Here is a 17199-nt window from a genome sequence, read left to right as displayed (position 1 = left end):
GCGGTCCTCCTGGGGGCTCTGATCTTCCAGAACCCACAGTAGCGAGGCGCGACGCAGCCGACATCGACTCGGCCGTGGGTCAGCCGTTCAGGACCATGGTGCCGATCTCCTGGCCCAGCTTGGTGGTGTCGTGGCCGCGCCGGTTGCTCATCACCGCGACGACGATGTCATCGTCCGGGTAGACCTGGAGGTAGGAGCGGGCGCCGGTGTTGGCGCCGTCCTTGGCGGCCACCTTGTGGCCGCTCTCGGTGTAGACGCTCCAGCCGTACGAGTAACCGGACGCGCCCCACATGGCGGTCATCGACGGGGCCGACAGGATCTCGCCCTTGGCCAGCCGGTGACCGAACCAGGCCACGTCGGCCGGGGTCGACTCCATGCCGCCGCCACAGGTCTTGGCGCTCTCGTCCTCGAACGGGATCTTCTTGTTATCGGCGTCGTAGATCGGCGAACGGCGTACGCCGGTGTCGCTGAGCCGCTTGGCGCGCAGCGTGCCCAGCCCGTACGGCGTGGTCAGCCTGGTCCGGATCAGATCGGCGGTGTTCTGGCCGGTGGCCTGCTCCAGCGCCGCGCACAGGATGGTGTAGCCGTGGGTGCTGTAGTGGTACGAACCGACCGTGCAGACCAGCGGGTCCTTCCAGAACACCTGCGCCGACGCCAGCGAGGTCGCGTACGGCGTGTTGCCGCCGAAGCCGGTGCCCTCGTCGTAGTGCTGCACGCAGCCGGTGTTGTCGGCGAGCTGCTTCAGCGTGTGGGTGTGCTGTTTCGGGATGGCCGGCAGGTACTTGGCGGTCTTGTCACCCGGCTTGATCACCTTCTGGTCGGCCAGCTTCAAGGTCAGCGCGCCGGTCACCGCCTTGCTGACCGAGGCCAGGCCGAGCACGTGCTTCGAGTCGAGCCAGACGTCGTTCGCCACGTCGGCCTGCCCGAAGCCGCGTACGTAGCGGTACTGGCCCTTCTGCACGATCGCGACGCTGACGCCGGGCACCTTCTCGTCGGTCAGGTGCTTCTGGATCCGGGCGTCGATCGTGGACCGCAGGCTCCACGTGGGACGCTCGTTGTTCTGCCGCCAGATGCCCGCGTAGCGCACACCCGCCGAGGTCTGGTACCGCTCGTACGAGATGAGCCGGAACCCTTCGTCGGAGTAGCGGCTCCACCAGTTGTTCCACGCGGCGGCGGTCATGTCCCGGCGTTCGCGCCACTCCCGCTTGCCCGGGTTGGCGACCCAGACCCCGGCGTACCGCTGACCGGCCGGGGTGGTCGCCGAGTCGAGGGCCGTCATCCGGAAGGCGCCCTGGTTCTGGGTGAAGATCGTGCCGTACTGGGCGCTGGTCAGGTCGCGGTGCAGCTGCCAGGCGAGCTTCTCCTTGTTGTCCACCCAGACCGCGGCGTACCGCATTCCGGCCGGCGTGCGGTACTGCTCGACGTCCAGCGGCAGCCGCCCGGCCGCCTTCTGCTCGTCGTGCCAGGCGCCGAACGCGGCGCCGGTCAGGTCGTGCCGCATCGAGGAGCCCAGCTTCTCGACGTTCTGCACCCAGACCGCCGCGTACCGCCGCTGACTGCCGATCTGGTACACCTCGACATCGACCGGGCGCAGCCCGTCGGCGGTGGCCTTGGCCTTCTCGGTGGCGAACTGCGCCTCGGTCAGGTCGCGCAGCGAGCGCCAGTCACGGTTGTCGACGTTGCGCTGGAACACCGCGCCGACCTGGTACGGCCCCGGCGACGCGTCGACCTCCAGGTCGAGCACCAGGAAGCCGTCGGCCTTCATCGTGGCGAAGGTCTGCGCGAAGGCGGCGCTGGACTGGTCGCGGACGGAGAACCAGGCGACCGAGGCCGGGTCGAACACGGACGACGGGGGACCGGGGTGAGCCTCGGCCGGAATGGCACCGGCCGACAGGGCGACCACCAGCGCGGCGGTGACGCGCAGCTTTCGAGAAACGTACATGTCCAGATTATGCAGTCGTATCCACTTTGGGATCATTCAACGCGCGGGCGGTGGCCGCGCCGGAAGACGTACGCGGTGGGTGACAACCGCACGGCGACCTCGGTGATGCCCTCGGGCCGGACGGTGACCAGGTCGTCGCAGACGTTGATCGACCGGCCGCGCTCGTCGACGTCGCACAGCCGGACGAACAGGTCGTAGCCGGGCCGGTCGGCCCGCAGCCACACCTGCGCCGTGACCTCGCCGATGACCTCCAGGTCGGACTCGAGCGCCGATGAGGTGAAGGTCAGCACGTCGGCACGCTTCTCCAGCGGCCGGTTGTCCCTGGGGCCGGGTCGGTTACCGTCCAGCTTCGGCCCGCCCAGCGCCGGGGTCGGGTCGTCCGGGTCGTAGGTGAAGGTGCTCGGCGGCGAGGCCGGGTTCACACCCCGCTCCAGTGCCCCGCCGGAGCGCAGGTGCCAGCGCTGCCGGTGGCTACCTGCCCGCGCACCCGGAAGCCGTTCCCGCCGCCGCGGCCGCCGCGCTGACGGCAGCCGGCCGGCCGGAGCCACCCGGCATGATCGCTCGGCTAGCCTGCGGTGGTGGCGGAAACTGACCTGGACGAGTTGATCGTGGCCGACGGCGCGGCGCTACGCGCGTGGCTGCTGGAGAACCACACCGCCTCCCCGGGCGTGTGGCTCGCGCTGACCCGGAAGGGCGGCTCCGTCACCACGCTGACCTGGCAGCAGGCGGTCGACGAGGCGCTGTGCTTCGGCTGGATCGACGGGCAGGCCCGCAAGCGCGACGACGAGAGTTCCTGGCGGCGGTTGACCCCGCGCCGGTCCCGCAGCATCTGGTCCCAGCGCAACGTCGCCAACGTGGCCCGGCTGGAGGCGGCCGGCCTGATGTTGCCCGCGGGCCGCGCCGCGGTGGACGCCGCGAAGGCCGACGGGCGGTGGGCGGTCGCCTATGCGCCGCCGTCGGAGGCGCAGGTGCCGGCCGACCTGCTGGCCGCGATCGCCGCGGACCCGGCGGCGCAGGCGATGTTCGACGTGCTGACCAAGTCCAACCGCTTCTCCCTGATCGGCCGGGTCAACGGCGTCAAGCGGGCCGAGACGCGCAGCCGGAAGATCGCCGAGTTCGTGGCGATGCTGGCCCGGCACGAGACGATCCACCCGCAGAAGGCCAGGCCGGCCGGGGAGTCACCGCACCGGTAGCGGCACCCGCCGGCCCAGGCCGAACTGCGGAGCCTGGGTGTCGGTCACCATGGCGAAGGCGCCCGCGGGCACACCGTCGCGGGTCGCCACCCGGGACGCCGCCGCCAGCAGCGTCCTCTCGCCGGCGCCCGCGATGAAGAAGATGTAGGCGTCACCGAACTCCTCGCCGTCGTCGTACTCCTCGATGCCGAGCTCCTCCTCCAGATCGATCATGAAGTCACCGACGTCATCGATCCACTCGTCGTCAGCGGTCATCGGGAAGTGGATCTCCACCAGCACAGCCATGACACACATGATCCAGCACCAGCGGCCGCCACCCCTCGTCAGGTCGGCCGACCGGGGGAGGGGGACTCAGGCGTCGTCGTGCAGCCTGGTCAGCACCTCGTCGTGCATGCGCGGCTCGAAGACGGCCTGGCCGCCGTTGCGCTTGGCCCAGTACATGGCCGTGTCGGCGTCGCGGACCAGGGACTCCGCGTCGGCGGCGGTCGTGTTGTGGGCGAGTGCCAGGCCGATGCTGGCGGTGACCACGAGTTGCCGCCCGGCCAGCCGGTGGGGGCGGTTGAGCGCCGCCTGGAGCCGCTCGGCCATCGTCGCGGGAGTGTGGCCGTCGTCGAGCGCGTCCAGCAGGACCAGGAATTCGTCGCCGCCGAACCGGCCGGCCGTGCCGTGGCGGCCGAGCTCGGTGCGCAGGCGCTCGGCGACCTCCATCAGGATCTGGTCGCCGACGCTGTGCCCGTACGTGTCGTTGACCAGCTTGAACTCGTCGAGGTCGACGAACAGGACGGCGACGCCGGGGCCGGACGCCACCGCCGAGGCCAGCAGCTGCAGGAAGTACGGGCGGTTCGGCAGGCCGGTGAGGTGGTCGTAGAGGGCGCTCTCGCGCAGCTGCTCCTCCTGCGCGCGGAGGGTCCGCAGCACCGCCTGGTAGTCGAGGGCGACGGTCAGCAGCGCGGCCCACTGGTTGATCGGCTCGCGCCCGGTGGCCGCCTGCAGGTCGACCCGGTCGACCGTGGCGAGCAGTCCCCAGTCGCGGTTGCGGACCCGCACCGGCACGACGAACGTCAGCAGGCCGGGCTCGGCGCGGCCCGCGTCCAGGGTCGCCTGAGGAGGGAACCCGCTGGCCCGGACCGGCGGCAGCGGCCCGGTGCGGGTCGCGCGGTCGAAATGGCCGACGATGGCCAGGGGCTGATCGCCGGAGCCGGGCGTCTCGGTCCACAGCCCGAGGCAGCCGGCCCGCGCCGACGTGCGCCGCAGCCAGCCGAGCTGCCGGGGATCTTCCTCGTGGCTGCGCAGCAGGTCGAGGCTGATGTCGTACTGGTTGCTCAGGGCGAGCTGGAGCTTGGTGCGTTCCCGGTACTGCGACCGGCCCTCGGCCCGCAGCGTGTCGGGCGAGCGCACCGCGTCGGCCTCGCTGCCCGGGAACTCGGCCGCCGGGCAGCCGCACGACTCCCGCACGACCAGGTGGGTCGCCACCTCGTGGCGCACCGGCCCGCCGCCGCTGCCGTCGATCGCCGACAGCAGCACCTCGGCCGCGGTGGAACCGACCCGGAACAGCGGCTGCCGCACGGTGGTCAGGCGCGGCTCGGTGAACGAGGCGTCGGACAGGTCGTCGAACCCGACGACGGCCTGGTCGCCGGGGAGCCGGCAGCCGGCCGCGGTCAGCACCTCGATCAGGCCGATCGCGTTGAGGTCGGTGCCGGCCAGCACCGCGGTCGACGGCAGCCCGGCGGCGAGCATCGCGCGGGCCGCGCCCTCGCCGCCGGCCTTCTGGTTGTCGTCGGCCTCGAAGATCAGGTCGGGGTCGGGCGTGATGCCGTGCGCGATCAGCGACCGCCGGTACGTCTCACAGCGCTCACGCTGGTCCTGGGCGCCCATGAAGCCGGCGAACGCGATCCGCCGATGTCCGTGCCGGATCAGGTGTTCGACCGCCGCGCGCACGCCGACCCGGTTGTCCGGGAACACCGTCGGACAGTCCAGTTCGGGGTATTCGTGGCTGACCACGACGACCGGCCGGCCGCCGGCCTGGATCTCGTGCAGGTACTTCCCGCTCGCCGCGTTCACGATCACCACGAAGCCGGCGGCATGGTCCCAGGCCAGCGGATGAGGCGGGTGGGGCGGCTCGCTCAACTCGAGCTGATCGGTGCCCGCGTCCAACGTCTGCACGGCGACCACGGCCGCGCCGGCGTCGGCGGCGACCTGGGCGATCCCTTCGAGCACACCACCGAAGTACCAGCCACCGAGGAAGGGCGACAGCACGCCCACGACGGGCCTGACCCCGGACGGCTCGGGGTCGGACACCCCACTTTCGACCATCGTGCCCCTTCCGCGAGCCCGGGCGGATGTTACCCGGCACTACACAGAGGAGACGATACCGCTACAGCCGCCGGTAACCGACTGGCAAGATCTCGCACGGTCCGTACCGTAAATGATCAAAGCTTTCGCTTGCGGTCGGCGGGCACGCCGTGCGGGGGCGATTTCGGCAGCAGCCACACCGGGTTGGACGCCGCGATCAGGCGGTTGTCGGCCAGCCGCACCTGCGTACGCACGTAGGCGCCGGCCCCGGGACGAACCTTGAGCGACGTGCCCGCCGAGACCCGCTGGACCGTGACCGCCGGCGTCAGGTTCTTCAGGCCGGCGAGGTCGGTGACCCCGGTGATGATCTCCAGGACCGACCCGGCGGGCAGATCCGTCGCCACCGCGTCGACCGTCACCGACTTGTCCTTGGTGATGATCACGGCGCCCATCGCGGAACCGCCGGCCACCCGCAGGTCGAGCGAGCCCCGGTAGGCGGCCGGGTCGACGAACCAGGCCGCGCCCTTCTTCAGCGCCGGCACGACATCGGTACGCCGCCGGGTCGGCGCCCACGCGTACGTCAGCCAGCGCTCGGGCCCGGCCAGCCAGTCCTCGCCGTCGTGCTCGTCGCTGGCGCCCACCGCCGTGAAGAACATCGCGTTGCGGGCGGCGACGTCGAACACCCACAGCAGGTCCTCCTGCGGGTCGCGACCGATCTCGACCAGGTCGACGCCGAGCATCCGCTTCTCGATCATCAGGGTCGCGAGCTGCTCGCGGGTCGCCACGTCCATCGGATGGTTCCAGCACACGATGCCGCCGTGGTCGTGCAGGAAATCGACCATCCTGCCCATCGCCGCGGGGTCGTCGTCGCGCACCGGCGGGGACGGGAAGGCGGGCAGCGTCTGGTCTCCGCCGTACCAGTTCAGGTGGCGGACCAGCGAGATCTCGTACGCGCGGTAGTGCTTGACGTCGGCGTACTCCTCGTCGTACGCCGAAAGCACCTCGGCCCTGAGGTCTTCACCCGCCTGACCGGCGCGCCGCTCCCGCTGGAAGGTGAGCCGGTCGACCACGAAGCCGGCCTGCCGGTCCGGTCCGGCCGCGACACCCACCCGCAGGCCGCGCATGCTGTTGTCGCCGGCCACCAGGCCCGGCCAGAGCCGCTTGACGTCGTCGGCGAGCCGCAGCGTGAGCCGGGTCCAGACGCCGGCCGGGGCAGGAAGATCAACAACCCCGAGCAGACCATTGCTGGTGTACGCCGGGAGCACGGCGCCGCCGATCCGGTAACGCAGCACGTACTCGCCGGCCGGTAACCCACCCCGGGCCGGGTGGTACGACAGCTTCATCTGCACCAGCAGCGTCGCGTCCGGACCGGCCAGCTCCGGCAGGACGTCCAGGCTGAGCACGGTGTCGGCGATGCACGTGTGATAAACCGTGTTCCAGGCCGAGCCGACCTGCCACAGGATCCCGCCCGTGGCGCCGGCCCCGCGCGCGGTGAGCCGCAGCGCCCGGCCCGGGTCGTCCGGACTGTGCGGGCCGTCCACGAACGCCGACGCGGCCGTGGTCAGCAGTCCCTCGATGCTCGGCTTCCACGTCCAGGCCAGGCCGGCCTCGAGCTCGACGAGCCCGTCGAAGTGGACCGCCTTCCGATGGTCATGAGCGGCGATCCGCCAGTCGTGATCGGTCCACCACACCAGATCCACGGCGTGCTGCCGGGCCTGCTGAAGGTGGGCCTCGAAGCTGGCGCCGCCCTCACTGAACGGCCCGTGGATGTGCATCGCCATGCTGATCGGCTTGAGCACCGGTTCGGCGGGTTCGGTGGCCGTGATCCCCACTCCAGCCACCGCGGCCGCAAGAACGGAACGGCGTTTCACCGCCACAGCATATCTACGCCTTACGGAGAATATCCGCCCTTTCGTCCGTCCGAGCGGCCACCTTGTTACCAACTAGTCGGTAGCGTTCGCTGAGCTCCGCCGACCGGTCGACCGGGAGCGGCTACTCGACGCGATGCCCCGGCGTGGTCACAGCGCGCCGAGAACGGCGATGAGCTCGATCATCCGATGGGCCGCCGGAAAGTCGGGAGCCGCGTAACGCAGAGTGCATCCGTCCAGGCGTTCGATTCCCGGCACCAGCAGGGCGTGGTCGGTCATGTCGGGCCGTAGCACGTCGACCTGGAGCTCGACCGCACCGGTGAAACCAAACGGTTGGACGGCGCCGCGGCCGGTCAGCGCCGGCGGCACCGCGGCCTCGATGTCGTCGCAGGCCTGATCGGGATGGGTGACCGCGGCGGCCTGGAAGCCCAGGGCGGTCCGCGGCCGGCATCATGAGCCGGCGCATCATCATGCCGGGTCACGGCGAGAAGCCGCCGGCCGGGAGCGCGCCGTGGCCCGGTTCAGGCAGCCGCACCGCTCGGGTCGGCGCCTCCCCGTCGGGGTAGGTGATGCCGAGACGGCGCCAGAAGTCGGTGAAGATCCAGATGTCGTCCAGGGTGCAACGGTCGTCGACACCACCGCCGCGTCACCATCGCAGCCATCGCCCCCGTCCTACCGCGTGGCAGCGCCGAAGGCCGTCGTCGGCTTCGTACAGTGACCTTCACCAAGGTCCAGGTTGGACCCAGACGATACGGAAGTGCTGACGATGCGGGTGTTGCTCACCGGGGCGACCGGATTTATCGGGTCAGAAACCCTTCGACAGCTGGTCGACCGGCCCGACGTGAGCAGGGTGACGTGTTTGGTGCGGCGTCCGGCGCCGGTCGACTCGGACAAGGTCGAGTCGCTCGTGTTGGGCGACTTCGACGTGTACGGCACCGAGGTGGTCGACCGGTTGGCTGGTCACGATGCCTGCATCTGGGCACTGGGCAGCCGCTTCGCTCCGGGCGGCGACAAGGCCCTCCATCATCGATTGACCGTCGATTACCCGATGGCGTTCGTCGACGCGTTGCCGCCCGGCGATTTTCGATTCTGCTACGTCAGTGGTTGGGGCACCAAGCCGGAGAGCGTGAAGGGACGGGCCGAGATCGCGCTGCGCGAGTTCGCGGCGCGGCGGCCAGGCATGGAGGTGTTCTGCTTCCGCCCGGCGAAGGTGCTTCCGCGGGGGACGAATGCCTTGGTCCGCGCGCTCTACGGGCCGCTGTCGGTCGGGGTCGACGTGCTGGCCCAGGCGATGATCCGGGTTGCTCTGGACAAGCCCACCGAAACCACCGAGGTCATCGAGAACAAGCACATCCGGACGCTGGGCCGGTGAACCCGGGCCCGTGCGTGGTCCGGTCGCTTGTGGACGGGTTCAACGCGCGACCTCGAGGAAACGCTCGAGCTCCCGCTCTCTGTCAGGACCGCACGGCTGGAAGACGATCTCCGTGATCCCCTGCGAGCTGATCTTGTCGAGCTTCTCGCGCATTTGCGCCCGGGTCCCGGTGAGAGTGACGTCGCGCAGCGTGACGTTGCCGCCGGCGTTCCAGGCGGCCTGGTCGGCCTCGTTGAGGCCGACACAGTGCTGGGCGTGGACGGCAAGGTGACGCTCGGCGGCCGGTGCTCGCTCCACCACGTCCATCCACTGCTCACCGCCCGGAAGCGCGCGGACGGCGTCCGGCCCGCCGAACTCGAAGGCGCCGTGCAACGACAGTGCCCATCCCGGGCCGCCGGCAGCACGAGCGTGCTCGGAGTCGTCGCTCTCGTCGTCGTCCAGGACGGTGCCCCAGGCCAGGTAGGCCGACCAGGGGTAGTCGTGTGCGAACTCCGGCAGCAGCAAGGTGGTGAACAGTCCGTCGCCGAGCTCGTTGGCCACCTTGTTGCCCTTCGGGCCCAGTGCGCCGACGATCACCGGGACCTGCACCGGACGGTGTGGGGCGTGCCCGTCAGGGTGCAGCATCTGCATGCTGGCTCCTTCCCACTCGACCACCTCACCGCGCAGGAGGCCTTGGTAGGCACGGATGTAGGAGTCCATGAACGACCAGGTGACCGCCCCGTAGCCCATCGCCCGGCGGCCGGTGAACCCGGTGCCGAACGCCACCGCGACCCGGCCCGGAGCGAGGGCACACAGCGTCGCCGTGGCGGCGGCGTTGACCATCGGGTGCCGCAGGCTGGGGACCAGGACACCCGGGCCGAGGCCAATGCGCTCCGTCCGGACCGCGGCCAGGGCCAGTGTCATCCACACGTCCGGGCTTTGTTGCGGGGTGTCATAGACCCACGCCCGCTCGTAGCCGAGCGTCTCTGCCACCGCGATCATGTCGGGCGAGTCCAGAGCTGTCGGGAACGCACACGACACCTTCATGGTCAGTCCCTCATCTGTAACAGGTGGGCGCCTCAGCTCCGCAGCACGCGGCAGGCCGACATTCGCCGAGCGAGCGCTTACTAAGCGCATAGTCACAGGCTGCGCTCAAGTGTGTCAACCCTCACGCCTCACCCCTGGACGACCTTCGTTGCAGTGCGCAGGAAAGGCGTCATCACCAGCTTGGCTGCACCACGGCAGGCGGCAGCCACGAATGGTCAATCGAGCCAGGTGACCAGTTCGTCGAGGGGTTTCCGACGTGACGACAGCCGGCTCGTCCGGGCGGCCGAGTCGTCGGACTTGTGGCCGAGGGTCATGACGCCGGTGAGCATGGTGCCGTCGGGGAGTTCGGCCACCTCGGCCAAGGCGCCCAGTTCGTCGGGTGCGGCCGGGCTGTAGAAGCCGCTGGCGAGTCCTTCGTTCGCGGCGGCAAGTTGGAGCAGGACGAGCAGCGCGCCGGCGTCGAACCACCAGAACGGGACCGGCCAGGGGATCTCGGCGCCGTCGTCCTGGATCTTGTCGGGTTCCTGGTAGCGGTCGTGGTAGGCGCCTTCGCGGATGCCGAGGGCCAGGTGCACCGGTGCCTGAGAGATCCAGGACTGGTGGCCGTGCCGCAGGTACCAGGGTTCCGCGATGGCGGCGAGCCGGGCGCGCCGAGCCGGATCGGTGATCACGACGATGCGGTGCCCCTGACTGAATCCCGCGCTCGGGGCGCGGTGCACGACTCCGACGATGCGTCGGACAACGTCGGCGGGAACCGGGTCCTGGCGGTATTGGCGGGTCATCCGCCTCTGGCGCAGGAGGTCGGTGAAATCCATGGGGTCTCCCTACGTGGGGGCGGTGCACGGAGTGGGGCGGTGAGGATCAGAGCGGCGTGTACCCGATGACGCACGCCGCCGGCGGGTCGAGATCGAGCATCTCGATGCGCAGGCGCTCGAATCCGGCGTCGGTGAGCGTCTCGGCCAGCGTTTCCGCGGCTGTTGCCGAGGTGGCCGCGGTGGCGCCGGGACAGCGGGGTTGCGACAGCACGGCGAAACGTCCGCCTGGCCTCAGCATCCGGCCTATCTCCCGGATCCGGGCAGTGGGTTCGGGCCACATCCCGACCGTGTTGACCGCGAGCGCGGCATCGAACGGCCCGTCGCCGACCGGCAGGTTCTGGACCGACGCGTGAACCAGCCGTACCCGACCGGCTCTCACCGCGGCGCGGTTGCGGCGACGAGCTTGACGGATCATGACCGCGGAATGGTCGACGCCGACGATTCGTCCACGGGTGGCCCGGGTTGCCAGGGCAGCCACAGCCACCCCGGGACCGCAGCCCACCTCGATGACGCGATCCGCCGGCTGGATGTCGAGCAGTCCCACCGCCCACCGGTTGCGTGCCACGTTGGACGGGCGCCGGCCCATGATCCAGCCGGCGGCCTGTCCCGCCAGCCCGCTCGGTTGATGAAACTGGGCCAGGCCGCCATGGGACGACCACCACAGCAGAAGGCGGTCCAGTGATCTCCGCTTGATGTCCATAGGCCGAGGCTTGATGTCCATCGGCCGAGAACATCACTTCGAGTACGCTCGAAGTCAATGCCCAGTCCGGAGCGCACCCAGGCTTCCCCTGCGACACCGGCTCCCTTGTCGATCGGGGACCTGTCGCGGCAGACCGGCGTGCCCGCCACGACGCTGCGGTACTACGACGAGCTCGGATTGGTGAAACCCGACTCCCGCGCGGCGGCCGGTCGGCGGCGTTATGCCGCCTCGGCGGTCAGGGCCGTCGGCGTGATCGTCTTCCTCCGCGAGGTCGGCCTCTCGTTGGCCGACATCGGTGACTTCCTCGCCGGTGACCGGCCGAGCCAGCATCACATCATCGATCGCAAGCTGGCCGACCTGGCCGAGCAGCAGGACCGCATCGAGACGGCCCGTACCGCTCTGGAACACGGCAAACGGTGTCCCGCCGCGGAACCCATGCAGTGTCCTCGCTTCTGGTCGATCATCGAACGACTCCAAGGCGGGCTCACCGTGAAGGAAAGCCATTCCCGAGCCCATTGACGCAGGCCCCTGTGCGGTGAGACCAGGGATCGCCTACTGGGCGCGCATCTGGTCGGCCAGCCGTTCGAGTTCGGCCGCTTCCGTCGCGGGTGACGTGTTGCTGAGCCCGCTCTGTGTGGCCGTCGGGCTTCGCAGGAACCGCCGGATGACGGGCACGAGCACTCCGTCCGGCAGGGTGCGCACCGCGGCGAAACCGCGCGGGACCGGCGGCGTCGGCAGGGCGGCCAGGTTCTGCCGCATGCGGCGGATCATGCCGCGGACCGCGTCCGGATCGCCGGCGAGCGCCGCCGGGCCGCCCGCCGCGGCCGCCGCCTGCCCGAGGGGCACCGCGAATGCGGCGTGCGTCTTGAGCCAGGCGTCCATCCGCGGCTCGGCCCTGGCGTTGATCCCGGCGGTGCGGAACGTCCGCACGATCCGCTCGAGTCGAGGGCTGTCGCGCCCGCCGGGTTCGCCGATCGGCATCGGGACGCGGCGGGTCACGAAGCTGGGCGTACGGTGGCGGACCACGTCCCCGTCCATCGTGCCGCCGCCGGTGGGGAAGCCGAGCAGCACCCGCTCGTGGCCGATCACCGCGCCCAGCGGCTCGGCGCCGGCCGCCCACGCGTGCAGGAACAACACGTCGCTGTCGAGGCCGGCGACCGATTCCAGGACGGGGTCCACCTGATGGGCGCGGACCACGACGGCGATCAGGTCGTACCCGTCGGCCGGGTCCTCGACCACCGGCACCGGCACTTGCCGGACGACCGGGCTGTCGCCCTCGGCGAGCTGAATGCCGTGCCGGCGCAGGGCGGCCAGGCGCTCGCCCCGGGCGAGGAGCGCGACGTCGTGCCCGGCCTCGTGCATGCGGGCCGCGAGCAGGCTGCCGAGGACCCCGGCGCCGTATACGAGCAGCCTCATGCCGGCGTCCGCTCGGGGATGCCCACGACCGGTTCGAGGGGCACGTCGTCGAGCCGATGGCGTAGTTTCTCGCCGTCGACATCGAGGTCGGGCAGGAGCCGGTTCAGCCGGCCGGGCAGCCACCAGGCGGCCCGGCCGAGCAGCGTCATCACGGCCGGCACGATCGTCATCCGGACGACGAACGCGTCGAAGAGCACGGCCACGGCGAGCGCGAAGCCGATCGACTTGATGACCGGGTCGGGCGCGAGGATGAATCCGGCGAAGACGCTGACCATGATGATCGCGGCGGCGGTGACCACCCGGGCGCCGTGGCCGAAGCCGGTGATCACGGCCTCGCGGGGTGCGGCGCCTCGTACGTGGTCCTCGCGCATCCGGGTGACCAGGAAGACCTGGTAGTCCATGGCCAGGCCGAACACGATGCCGATCAGGATGACGGGCAGGAAGCTGATGATCGGCCCGGTCCGTTCCACGCCGAGCAGGCCGGCCGCCCAGCCCCACTGGAAGACCGCCACGACGGCGCCGAAGGTGGCGGCGACGCTGAGCAGGAACCCGAGCGTGGCCTTGATCGGCACCAGCACCGACCGGAACACCAGCATGAGCAGCAAAAATGCCAGACCGACGACAATCGCCAGGTACGGGATGAGCGTGTCGCCGAGCTTGGTGGAGACATCGATGTTGATGGCGGTCAGCCCGGTGACGCCGATGCTCGCACCGGCGATGGTGCCGTCCAGTCGCCGGACGGCCTGCACCAGGTCGCGGGTGGTGGAGTCGCCGGGTCCCCCGGCCGGGACGACGGTGAGCAGGGCGGTGTCCCCGGCGGGGTTGACGGCGCTGACGGCCGCGGCGGCGACACCGGGCAGGCCGGTGATTCTCCGCGCCACCTGCGCGGCGGAGGTCTTCGCGGCGCCGGCCGGGGTGTCGACCACGACGGTCAGCGGCCCGTTGAAACCGGCCCCGAAGCCGGCCGCCAGCAGGTCATAGGCCTTGCGCTGGGTGGTGTCCGGTGCGGCGGTGCCGTCGTCCGGCATGGCCAGGCGCAGGTCCAGCGCCGGGACGGCGACGATGCCGAGCGCGGCCACGGCGACCATGAGCGCGACGACCGGCCGGCGGGCGATCCGGCGGGCCCATCGGGTGCCTGAGGTGGTGGTTCGGCCGGCTGCGGGCTCGCCGGCGGGCCGGCTCCGGGAGCGTCGACCGAGGACCCGGCGTCCGGCGAAGCCGAGCATCGCGGGCAGCAGCGTCAAGGCGATGACCACGGCGACCGCCACGGTGAACGCGGCGGCCAGGCCCATCTGGGTCAGGAGCGGCACGCCGACGACGGAGAGCGCGGCCAGCGCGATCACGACGGTCAGCCCGGCGAACACGACCGCCGAGCCGGCGGTGCCGACCGCCCGGCCGACGGCGTCCAGGGGGTCGCGGCCGTCGCCGAGCTCCTGGCGATAGCGGGAGACGATGAACAGGGCGTAGTCGATCGCGACCGCGAGGCCGAGCATCAGCGCGAGGATCGGCGTGGTCGAGGACAGGTCGACGAAGCCCGTGGCGGCGGTGACCGCGCCGACGCCGACGCCGATGCCGAGCAGCGCGGTCAGCAGAGGCAGGCCGGCCGCCACCAGCGACCCGAACGTGATCACCATGACCATGGCGGCCACCGCGACACCGATCACCTCGCCGAGGCCCTGCTCGTTCGGCGGCTGCAGCGCGTCACCGCCGACCTCGACGGTCAGGCCCGTCCCGCGGGCCCGCTCGGCGATGCCGATGAGCGCGTCCCGGTCGCCGTCGGTCAGATCCTGCGCGGCCACGCGGTAGGTCGCCTGCGCGAAACCGATGACGCCGGCCGGGTTCACCGCTCCGGAGGAGAACGGGTCGGTCACGGAGACCACCTGGGGGGCCCGTCGCAACTCGTCGACGACCTGTTCGACGGCCGCTTTCGCGGGCGCGTCGGTGAGGCGCTGCCCGGCCGGTGCGGCGAACACCACCCGTGCGGTGGCGCCGCCGGCTGAGGCCTGCGGGAACCGTTCCCGCAGCAGGTCGATCGCCTCCTGCGACGGTGTCCCGGGAATGCGGAGCGCCCCGGACGTCGGGCCGGACAGCGCCACGGCGCCGGTCAGGGCGGCCGCCAGGACGGCCAGCCACAGCCCGGTGACCAGCCATCGCCGGCGGAACGCGAACCGGCCCAGCCGGTACAGGAACGAAGCCATCTCGGGTCTCCTCCGGAAAGTTGGTGTGCTCCGGAAGCTAGCCGATCGTGCAGTCGAATGCTGCACGATCGTGAAGTAGCTCACTTTACGATCGTACAGTTATGAGCTTTACGATCGTGCAGTTGTCTCCTGAACGATCGGCCAGTTAGGCTTCGTGGCATCACCGGGTTCGCGAGGGCACCACCGGGTTCAGCAAGGAGGACGCATGTCCGTGACCGCGGTCCGGGCGCCGGACAGCCGGCACCGTTTCGTCGACGCCGCGATCCGCCTGTTCGCCCGGCACAGCTTCGCCGGCACGTCGCTGCAGATGATCGCCGACGAGGTGGGCGTCACGAAGTCGGCCGTGCACCACCATTTCCGCACCCGCGAGGAACTGCTCACCGCGGTGGTCGAGCCGCTGGCCGGGGAGTTGCGGGCGGCCATTGGGGCGGCCGAGACGCAACGGACCCGGCGGGCCCGCGCTGAGCGCATGCTCACCGGCTTCATCGACATCGTGATCCGCAACCGCGTTCTGGTCCCCGTGCTGGTCGGCGATCCCGGTGCGATCGAGATCCTGCGCTCGCACGCGGACATGAGTGCCCTGGGCGAACGTCTGCTCCAACTGCTCGCCGACGTCGATCCCGGCGTGGGCGGGTGGATCAAGGCCGATCTCACCGTCTCCGGGATCGCCTGCGGGATGGGCATGAGAGCGCTCGAACTCGACGACGACCTGCTGCGCGAGCACCTGGTCGGAGCCGGCCGGCGCATCCTCGGGCTGCGTGCCCCGCGCTGCCTCCGCTGACCCCGGCGGCCGCCGACAGGCGGCGGCCGGCGCCGCAATGTGAGCCGCACGGCACGGAACCCTCAGGGCGGCGAGTCGAGCAGGGGACGGGTGACGCGCAGCAGGTGCCGTCGGACGTGCTCCGCGGGACTGCCGTCGTGGCCGGCCATTCCCCACGTGATCATGGCGCCGTTGTAGGTGGCATGGATCGTCTCCGCTGTTCCCTCCTCGACGCGGGCGGGGTTCAGCTCGCCGACGTCGGTCGCGGCTTGGAGCACCGCGCCGATCGCCGTCTCCACGGCGGCGGCGTACTGGCGAGTGATCTGCTGAAACTCCGGATTCGACAGGTCCATGAGCAGAAACGCCAGATGGTTGGCGAACTCGGCCGCGTTCCGGACGGTGCCGGCCATCGCCACCAGGGTCTCGATCAGCGCCGTCATCGGGCGTTCGGCCGACCGCGCGGCGGCCAGGCGGGCCGGCACGGTCGCGACGGCGTCGCCGGCGAGCGCCAGCAGCAGTCCATCCTTCGAGCCGAAGCGACGCAGCAGGGCGGCGGCGGTCAGCCCCACGCGATCGCCGATCTGCGCAAGAGTCGCGTTCGCGGGTCCGGCCTGACCGACGGCGTGGGCAGCGGCGGCGAGGATGGCGGCATCCGAGACGGTCCGCGGTCGAGCCATGGGTTGCACACTAGCGGGTCGCAGCAGTTAGTAAATCGTGATTCACTAACGTCATGCAGACGTCGCTGACCAAGCCATTGACGGACAAGATCGCCCTGGTGGCGGGGGCCACTCGCGGAGCGGGACGGGGCATCGCCGTGGAACTCGGCGCCGCGGGCGCGCGGGTTTACGTCACCGGTCGCAGTTCGCGGGCCGGGCGGTCGGACATGGACCGGCCCGAAACGATCGAGGAGACCGCCGACCTGGTCACCGCGGCCGGTGGCCACAGCATTGCCGTGCGCTGCGACCACAGCGACGTGCGGCAGGTGGCGGCGCTCATCCGGCGGGTCGAGGACGAGCAGGACCGGCTCGACGTCCTGGTCAACGACATCTGGGGTGGAGATCCGCTGACCGAATGGGGCACGCCGTTCTGGCAGCTGGACCTGGCCGCGTTCCGCGCCATGTGGGAACGCGCGGTGCTGACCCATCTCATCACCAGCCAGCACGCCGTCCCGCTGATGATGCGGCGCCGCACCGGCCTGATCATCGAGGTGACCGACGGGCTGGGTCGCGAGTACCGCGGCAACCTCGCCTATGACCTCACCAAGACCGCCGTCAACCGCCTGGCCCTGGCCCAGGCGGAGGAACTGCGCGAACACGGGATCACCGCGCTGGCCGTCACTCCGGGCTTCCTGCGGTCCGAGGCGATGCTCGACCACTTCGGCGTCACCGAGGACAACTGGCGCGACGGCGGCGACCGCGACCCCCACTTCCTGGCCTCCGAGACGCCTCGCTACATCGGACGCGCGATCAGCGCGCTCGCCGCCGATCCGCACATCGCCGAACGAGCGGGTCAGGTCCTCACTTCCTGGGACCTCGCCGAGCACTACGGCCTGCACGACGTCGACGGGCGCCAACCGAACTGGGCTCGGCACATCGGCAGCGCGGTCCCGGCGTAGCC

At 70.9% G+C, this 17199-nt stretch carries 17 protein-coding genes; 5 read left to right on the top strand and 12 right to left on the bottom strand.

Features of this window, described 5'->3' with window-relative positions; translation table 11 throughout:
- Nucleotides 1–79: 79 nt before the first annotated feature.
- Both AB0O15_RS38945 and AB0O15_RS38940 read right to left on the bottom strand, forming a co-directional pair.
- A complete protein-coding gene (locus tag AB0O15_RS38945; RefSeq protein WP_364330003.1) occupies nucleotides 80–1942 on the bottom strand; it encodes a serine hydrolase in 1863 nt (620 codons plus the stop codon).
- Nucleotides 1943–1974: 32 nt separating this feature from the next.
- A complete protein-coding gene (locus AB0O15_RS38940; RefSeq protein ID WP_364330000.1) occupies nucleotides 1975–2490 on the bottom strand; it encodes a CocE/NonD family hydrolase in 516 nt (171 codons plus the stop codon).
- Between the two features lie 30 nt (nucleotides 2491–2520).
- Between AB0O15_RS38940 and AB0O15_RS38935 the strand changes: the two genes are divergently transcribed.
- A complete protein-coding gene (locus tag AB0O15_RS38935) occupies nucleotides 2521–3135 on the top strand; it encodes a YdeI/OmpD-associated family protein (RefSeq protein WP_364329997.1) in 615 nt (204 codons plus the stop codon).
- Here the strand turns inward: AB0O15_RS38935 and AB0O15_RS38930 are convergent.
- The 4 genes from AB0O15_RS38930 to AB0O15_RS38915 form a co-directional block, all read right to left on the bottom strand.
- Nucleotides 3121–3420, bottom strand: a complete 300-nt coding sequence (locus AB0O15_RS38930; protein ID WP_364329994.1) for a hypothetical protein — start codon at nucleotides 3418–3420, stop codon at nucleotides 3121–3123. The two genes, AB0O15_RS38935 and AB0O15_RS38930, sit on opposite strands and share 15 nt — an antisense overlap.
- A gap of 66 nt (nucleotides 3421–3486) precedes the next feature.
- Nucleotides 3487–5448 carry a GGDEF domain-containing protein gene (locus tag AB0O15_RS38925; RefSeq protein ID WP_364329991.1) on the bottom strand — a complete coding sequence of 654 codons (1962 nt, stop codon included), beginning with the start codon at nucleotides 5446–5448 and terminating at the stop codon, nucleotides 3487–3489.
- Between the two features lie 116 nt (nucleotides 5449–5564).
- The gene (locus AB0O15_RS38920; RefSeq protein WP_364329988.1) at nucleotides 5565–7298 is read right to left on the bottom strand and encodes a hypothetical protein; all 1734 of its coding nucleotides are present in this window, start codon (nucleotides 7296–7298) and stop codon (nucleotides 5565–5567) included.
- A 147-nt stretch (nucleotides 7299–7445) separates the two neighbouring features.
- Nucleotides 7446–7727 (bottom strand): M55 family metallopeptidase, encoded by a 282-nt coding sequence (locus AB0O15_RS38915; RefSeq protein ID WP_364330131.1) that lies wholly within the window; start codon nucleotides 7725–7727, stop codon nucleotides 7446–7448.
- A gap of 343 nt (nucleotides 7728–8070) precedes the next feature.
- Here AB0O15_RS38915 and AB0O15_RS38910 point away from each other — a divergent pair, with 343 nt between their 5' ends.
- A complete protein-coding gene (locus AB0O15_RS38910; protein WP_364329985.1) occupies nucleotides 8071–8667 on the top strand; it encodes an NAD(P)H-binding protein in 597 nt (198 codons plus the stop codon).
- 39 nt (nucleotides 8668–8706) lie between these two features.
- Here the strand turns inward: AB0O15_RS38910 and AB0O15_RS38905 are convergent, their stop codons facing one another.
- The 3 genes from AB0O15_RS38905 to AB0O15_RS38895 all read right to left on the bottom strand — a co-directional run bounded on the left by AB0O15_RS38905 (nucleotide 8707) and on the right by AB0O15_RS38895 (nucleotide 11052).
- Nucleotides 8707–9693, bottom strand: coding sequence for an LLM class flavin-dependent oxidoreductase (locus AB0O15_RS38905; RefSeq protein WP_364329982.1), 987 nt, complete (start codon nucleotides 9691–9693; stop codon nucleotides 8707–8709).
- Between the two features lie 215 nt (nucleotides 9694–9908).
- Complete coding sequence (locus tag AB0O15_RS38900; protein ID WP_364329979.1) at nucleotides 9909–10508, bottom strand: nitroreductase family protein; 600 nt, start codon at nucleotides 10506–10508, stop codon at nucleotides 9909–9911.
- A 46-nt stretch (nucleotides 10509–10554) separates the two neighbouring features.
- A complete protein-coding gene (locus tag AB0O15_RS38895) occupies nucleotides 10555–11052 on the bottom strand; it encodes a methyltransferase domain-containing protein (RefSeq protein WP_364329977.1) in 498 nt (165 codons plus the stop codon).
- A 261-nt stretch (nucleotides 11053–11313) separates the two neighbouring features.
- On the opposite strand from AB0O15_RS38895, the gene AB0O15_RS38890 reads away from it, so the two are divergent.
- Nucleotides 11314–11727: a MerR family transcriptional regulator gene (locus AB0O15_RS38890; protein WP_364329974.1), complete on the top strand. Its 414-nt coding sequence runs from the start codon at nucleotides 11314–11316 to the stop codon at nucleotides 11725–11727.
- Between the two features lie 33 nt (nucleotides 11728–11760).
- Here AB0O15_RS38890 and AB0O15_RS38885 read toward each other — a convergent pair whose 3' ends face one another.
- Nucleotides 11761–12624: a 2-dehydropantoate 2-reductase N-terminal domain-containing protein gene (locus AB0O15_RS38885; RefSeq protein WP_364329971.1), complete on the bottom strand. Its 864-nt coding sequence runs from the start codon at nucleotides 12622–12624 to the stop codon at nucleotides 11761–11763.
- Nucleotides 12621–14822 (bottom strand): MMPL family transporter, encoded by a 2202-nt coding sequence (locus tag AB0O15_RS38880; protein WP_364329968.1) that lies wholly within the window; start codon nucleotides 14820–14822, stop codon nucleotides 12621–12623. The genes AB0O15_RS38885 and AB0O15_RS38880 overlap by 4 nt, the downstream gene beginning before the upstream one ends.
- Before the next feature lie 205 nt (nucleotides 14823–15027).
- On the opposite strand from AB0O15_RS38880, the gene AB0O15_RS38875 reads away from it, so the two are divergent.
- Nucleotides 15028–15603 carry a helix-turn-helix domain-containing protein gene (locus AB0O15_RS38875; RefSeq protein WP_364329965.1) on the top strand — a complete coding sequence of 192 codons (576 nt, stop codon included), beginning with the start codon at nucleotides 15028–15030 and terminating at the stop codon, nucleotides 15601–15603.
- A gap of 62 nt (nucleotides 15604–15665) precedes the next feature.
- Here the strand turns inward: AB0O15_RS38875 and AB0O15_RS38870 are convergent, their stop codons facing one another.
- The gene (locus tag AB0O15_RS38870) at nucleotides 15666–16259 is read right to left on the bottom strand and encodes a helix-turn-helix domain-containing protein (protein WP_364329962.1); all 594 of its coding nucleotides are present in this window, start codon (nucleotides 16257–16259) and stop codon (nucleotides 15666–15668) included.
- A 53-nt stretch (nucleotides 16260–16312) separates the two neighbouring features.
- Between AB0O15_RS38870 and AB0O15_RS38865 the strand changes: the two genes are divergently transcribed.
- Entirely contained in the window at nucleotides 16313–17197 is an 885-nt protein-coding gene (locus AB0O15_RS38865; RefSeq protein WP_364329959.1) for an SDR family oxidoreductase, read from the top strand.
- The last annotated feature ends 2 nt before the right edge of the window (nucleotides 17198–17199 follow it).

Source organism: Actinoplanes sp. NPDC089786 (genome assembly GCF_040684855.1).
GTDB lineage: Bacteria > Actinomycetota > Actinomycetes > Mycobacteriales > Micromonosporaceae > Actinoplanes.
Note: the sequence above shows the minus strand (reverse complement) of the source record. Positions and strands in the feature narration are given on the sequence as shown.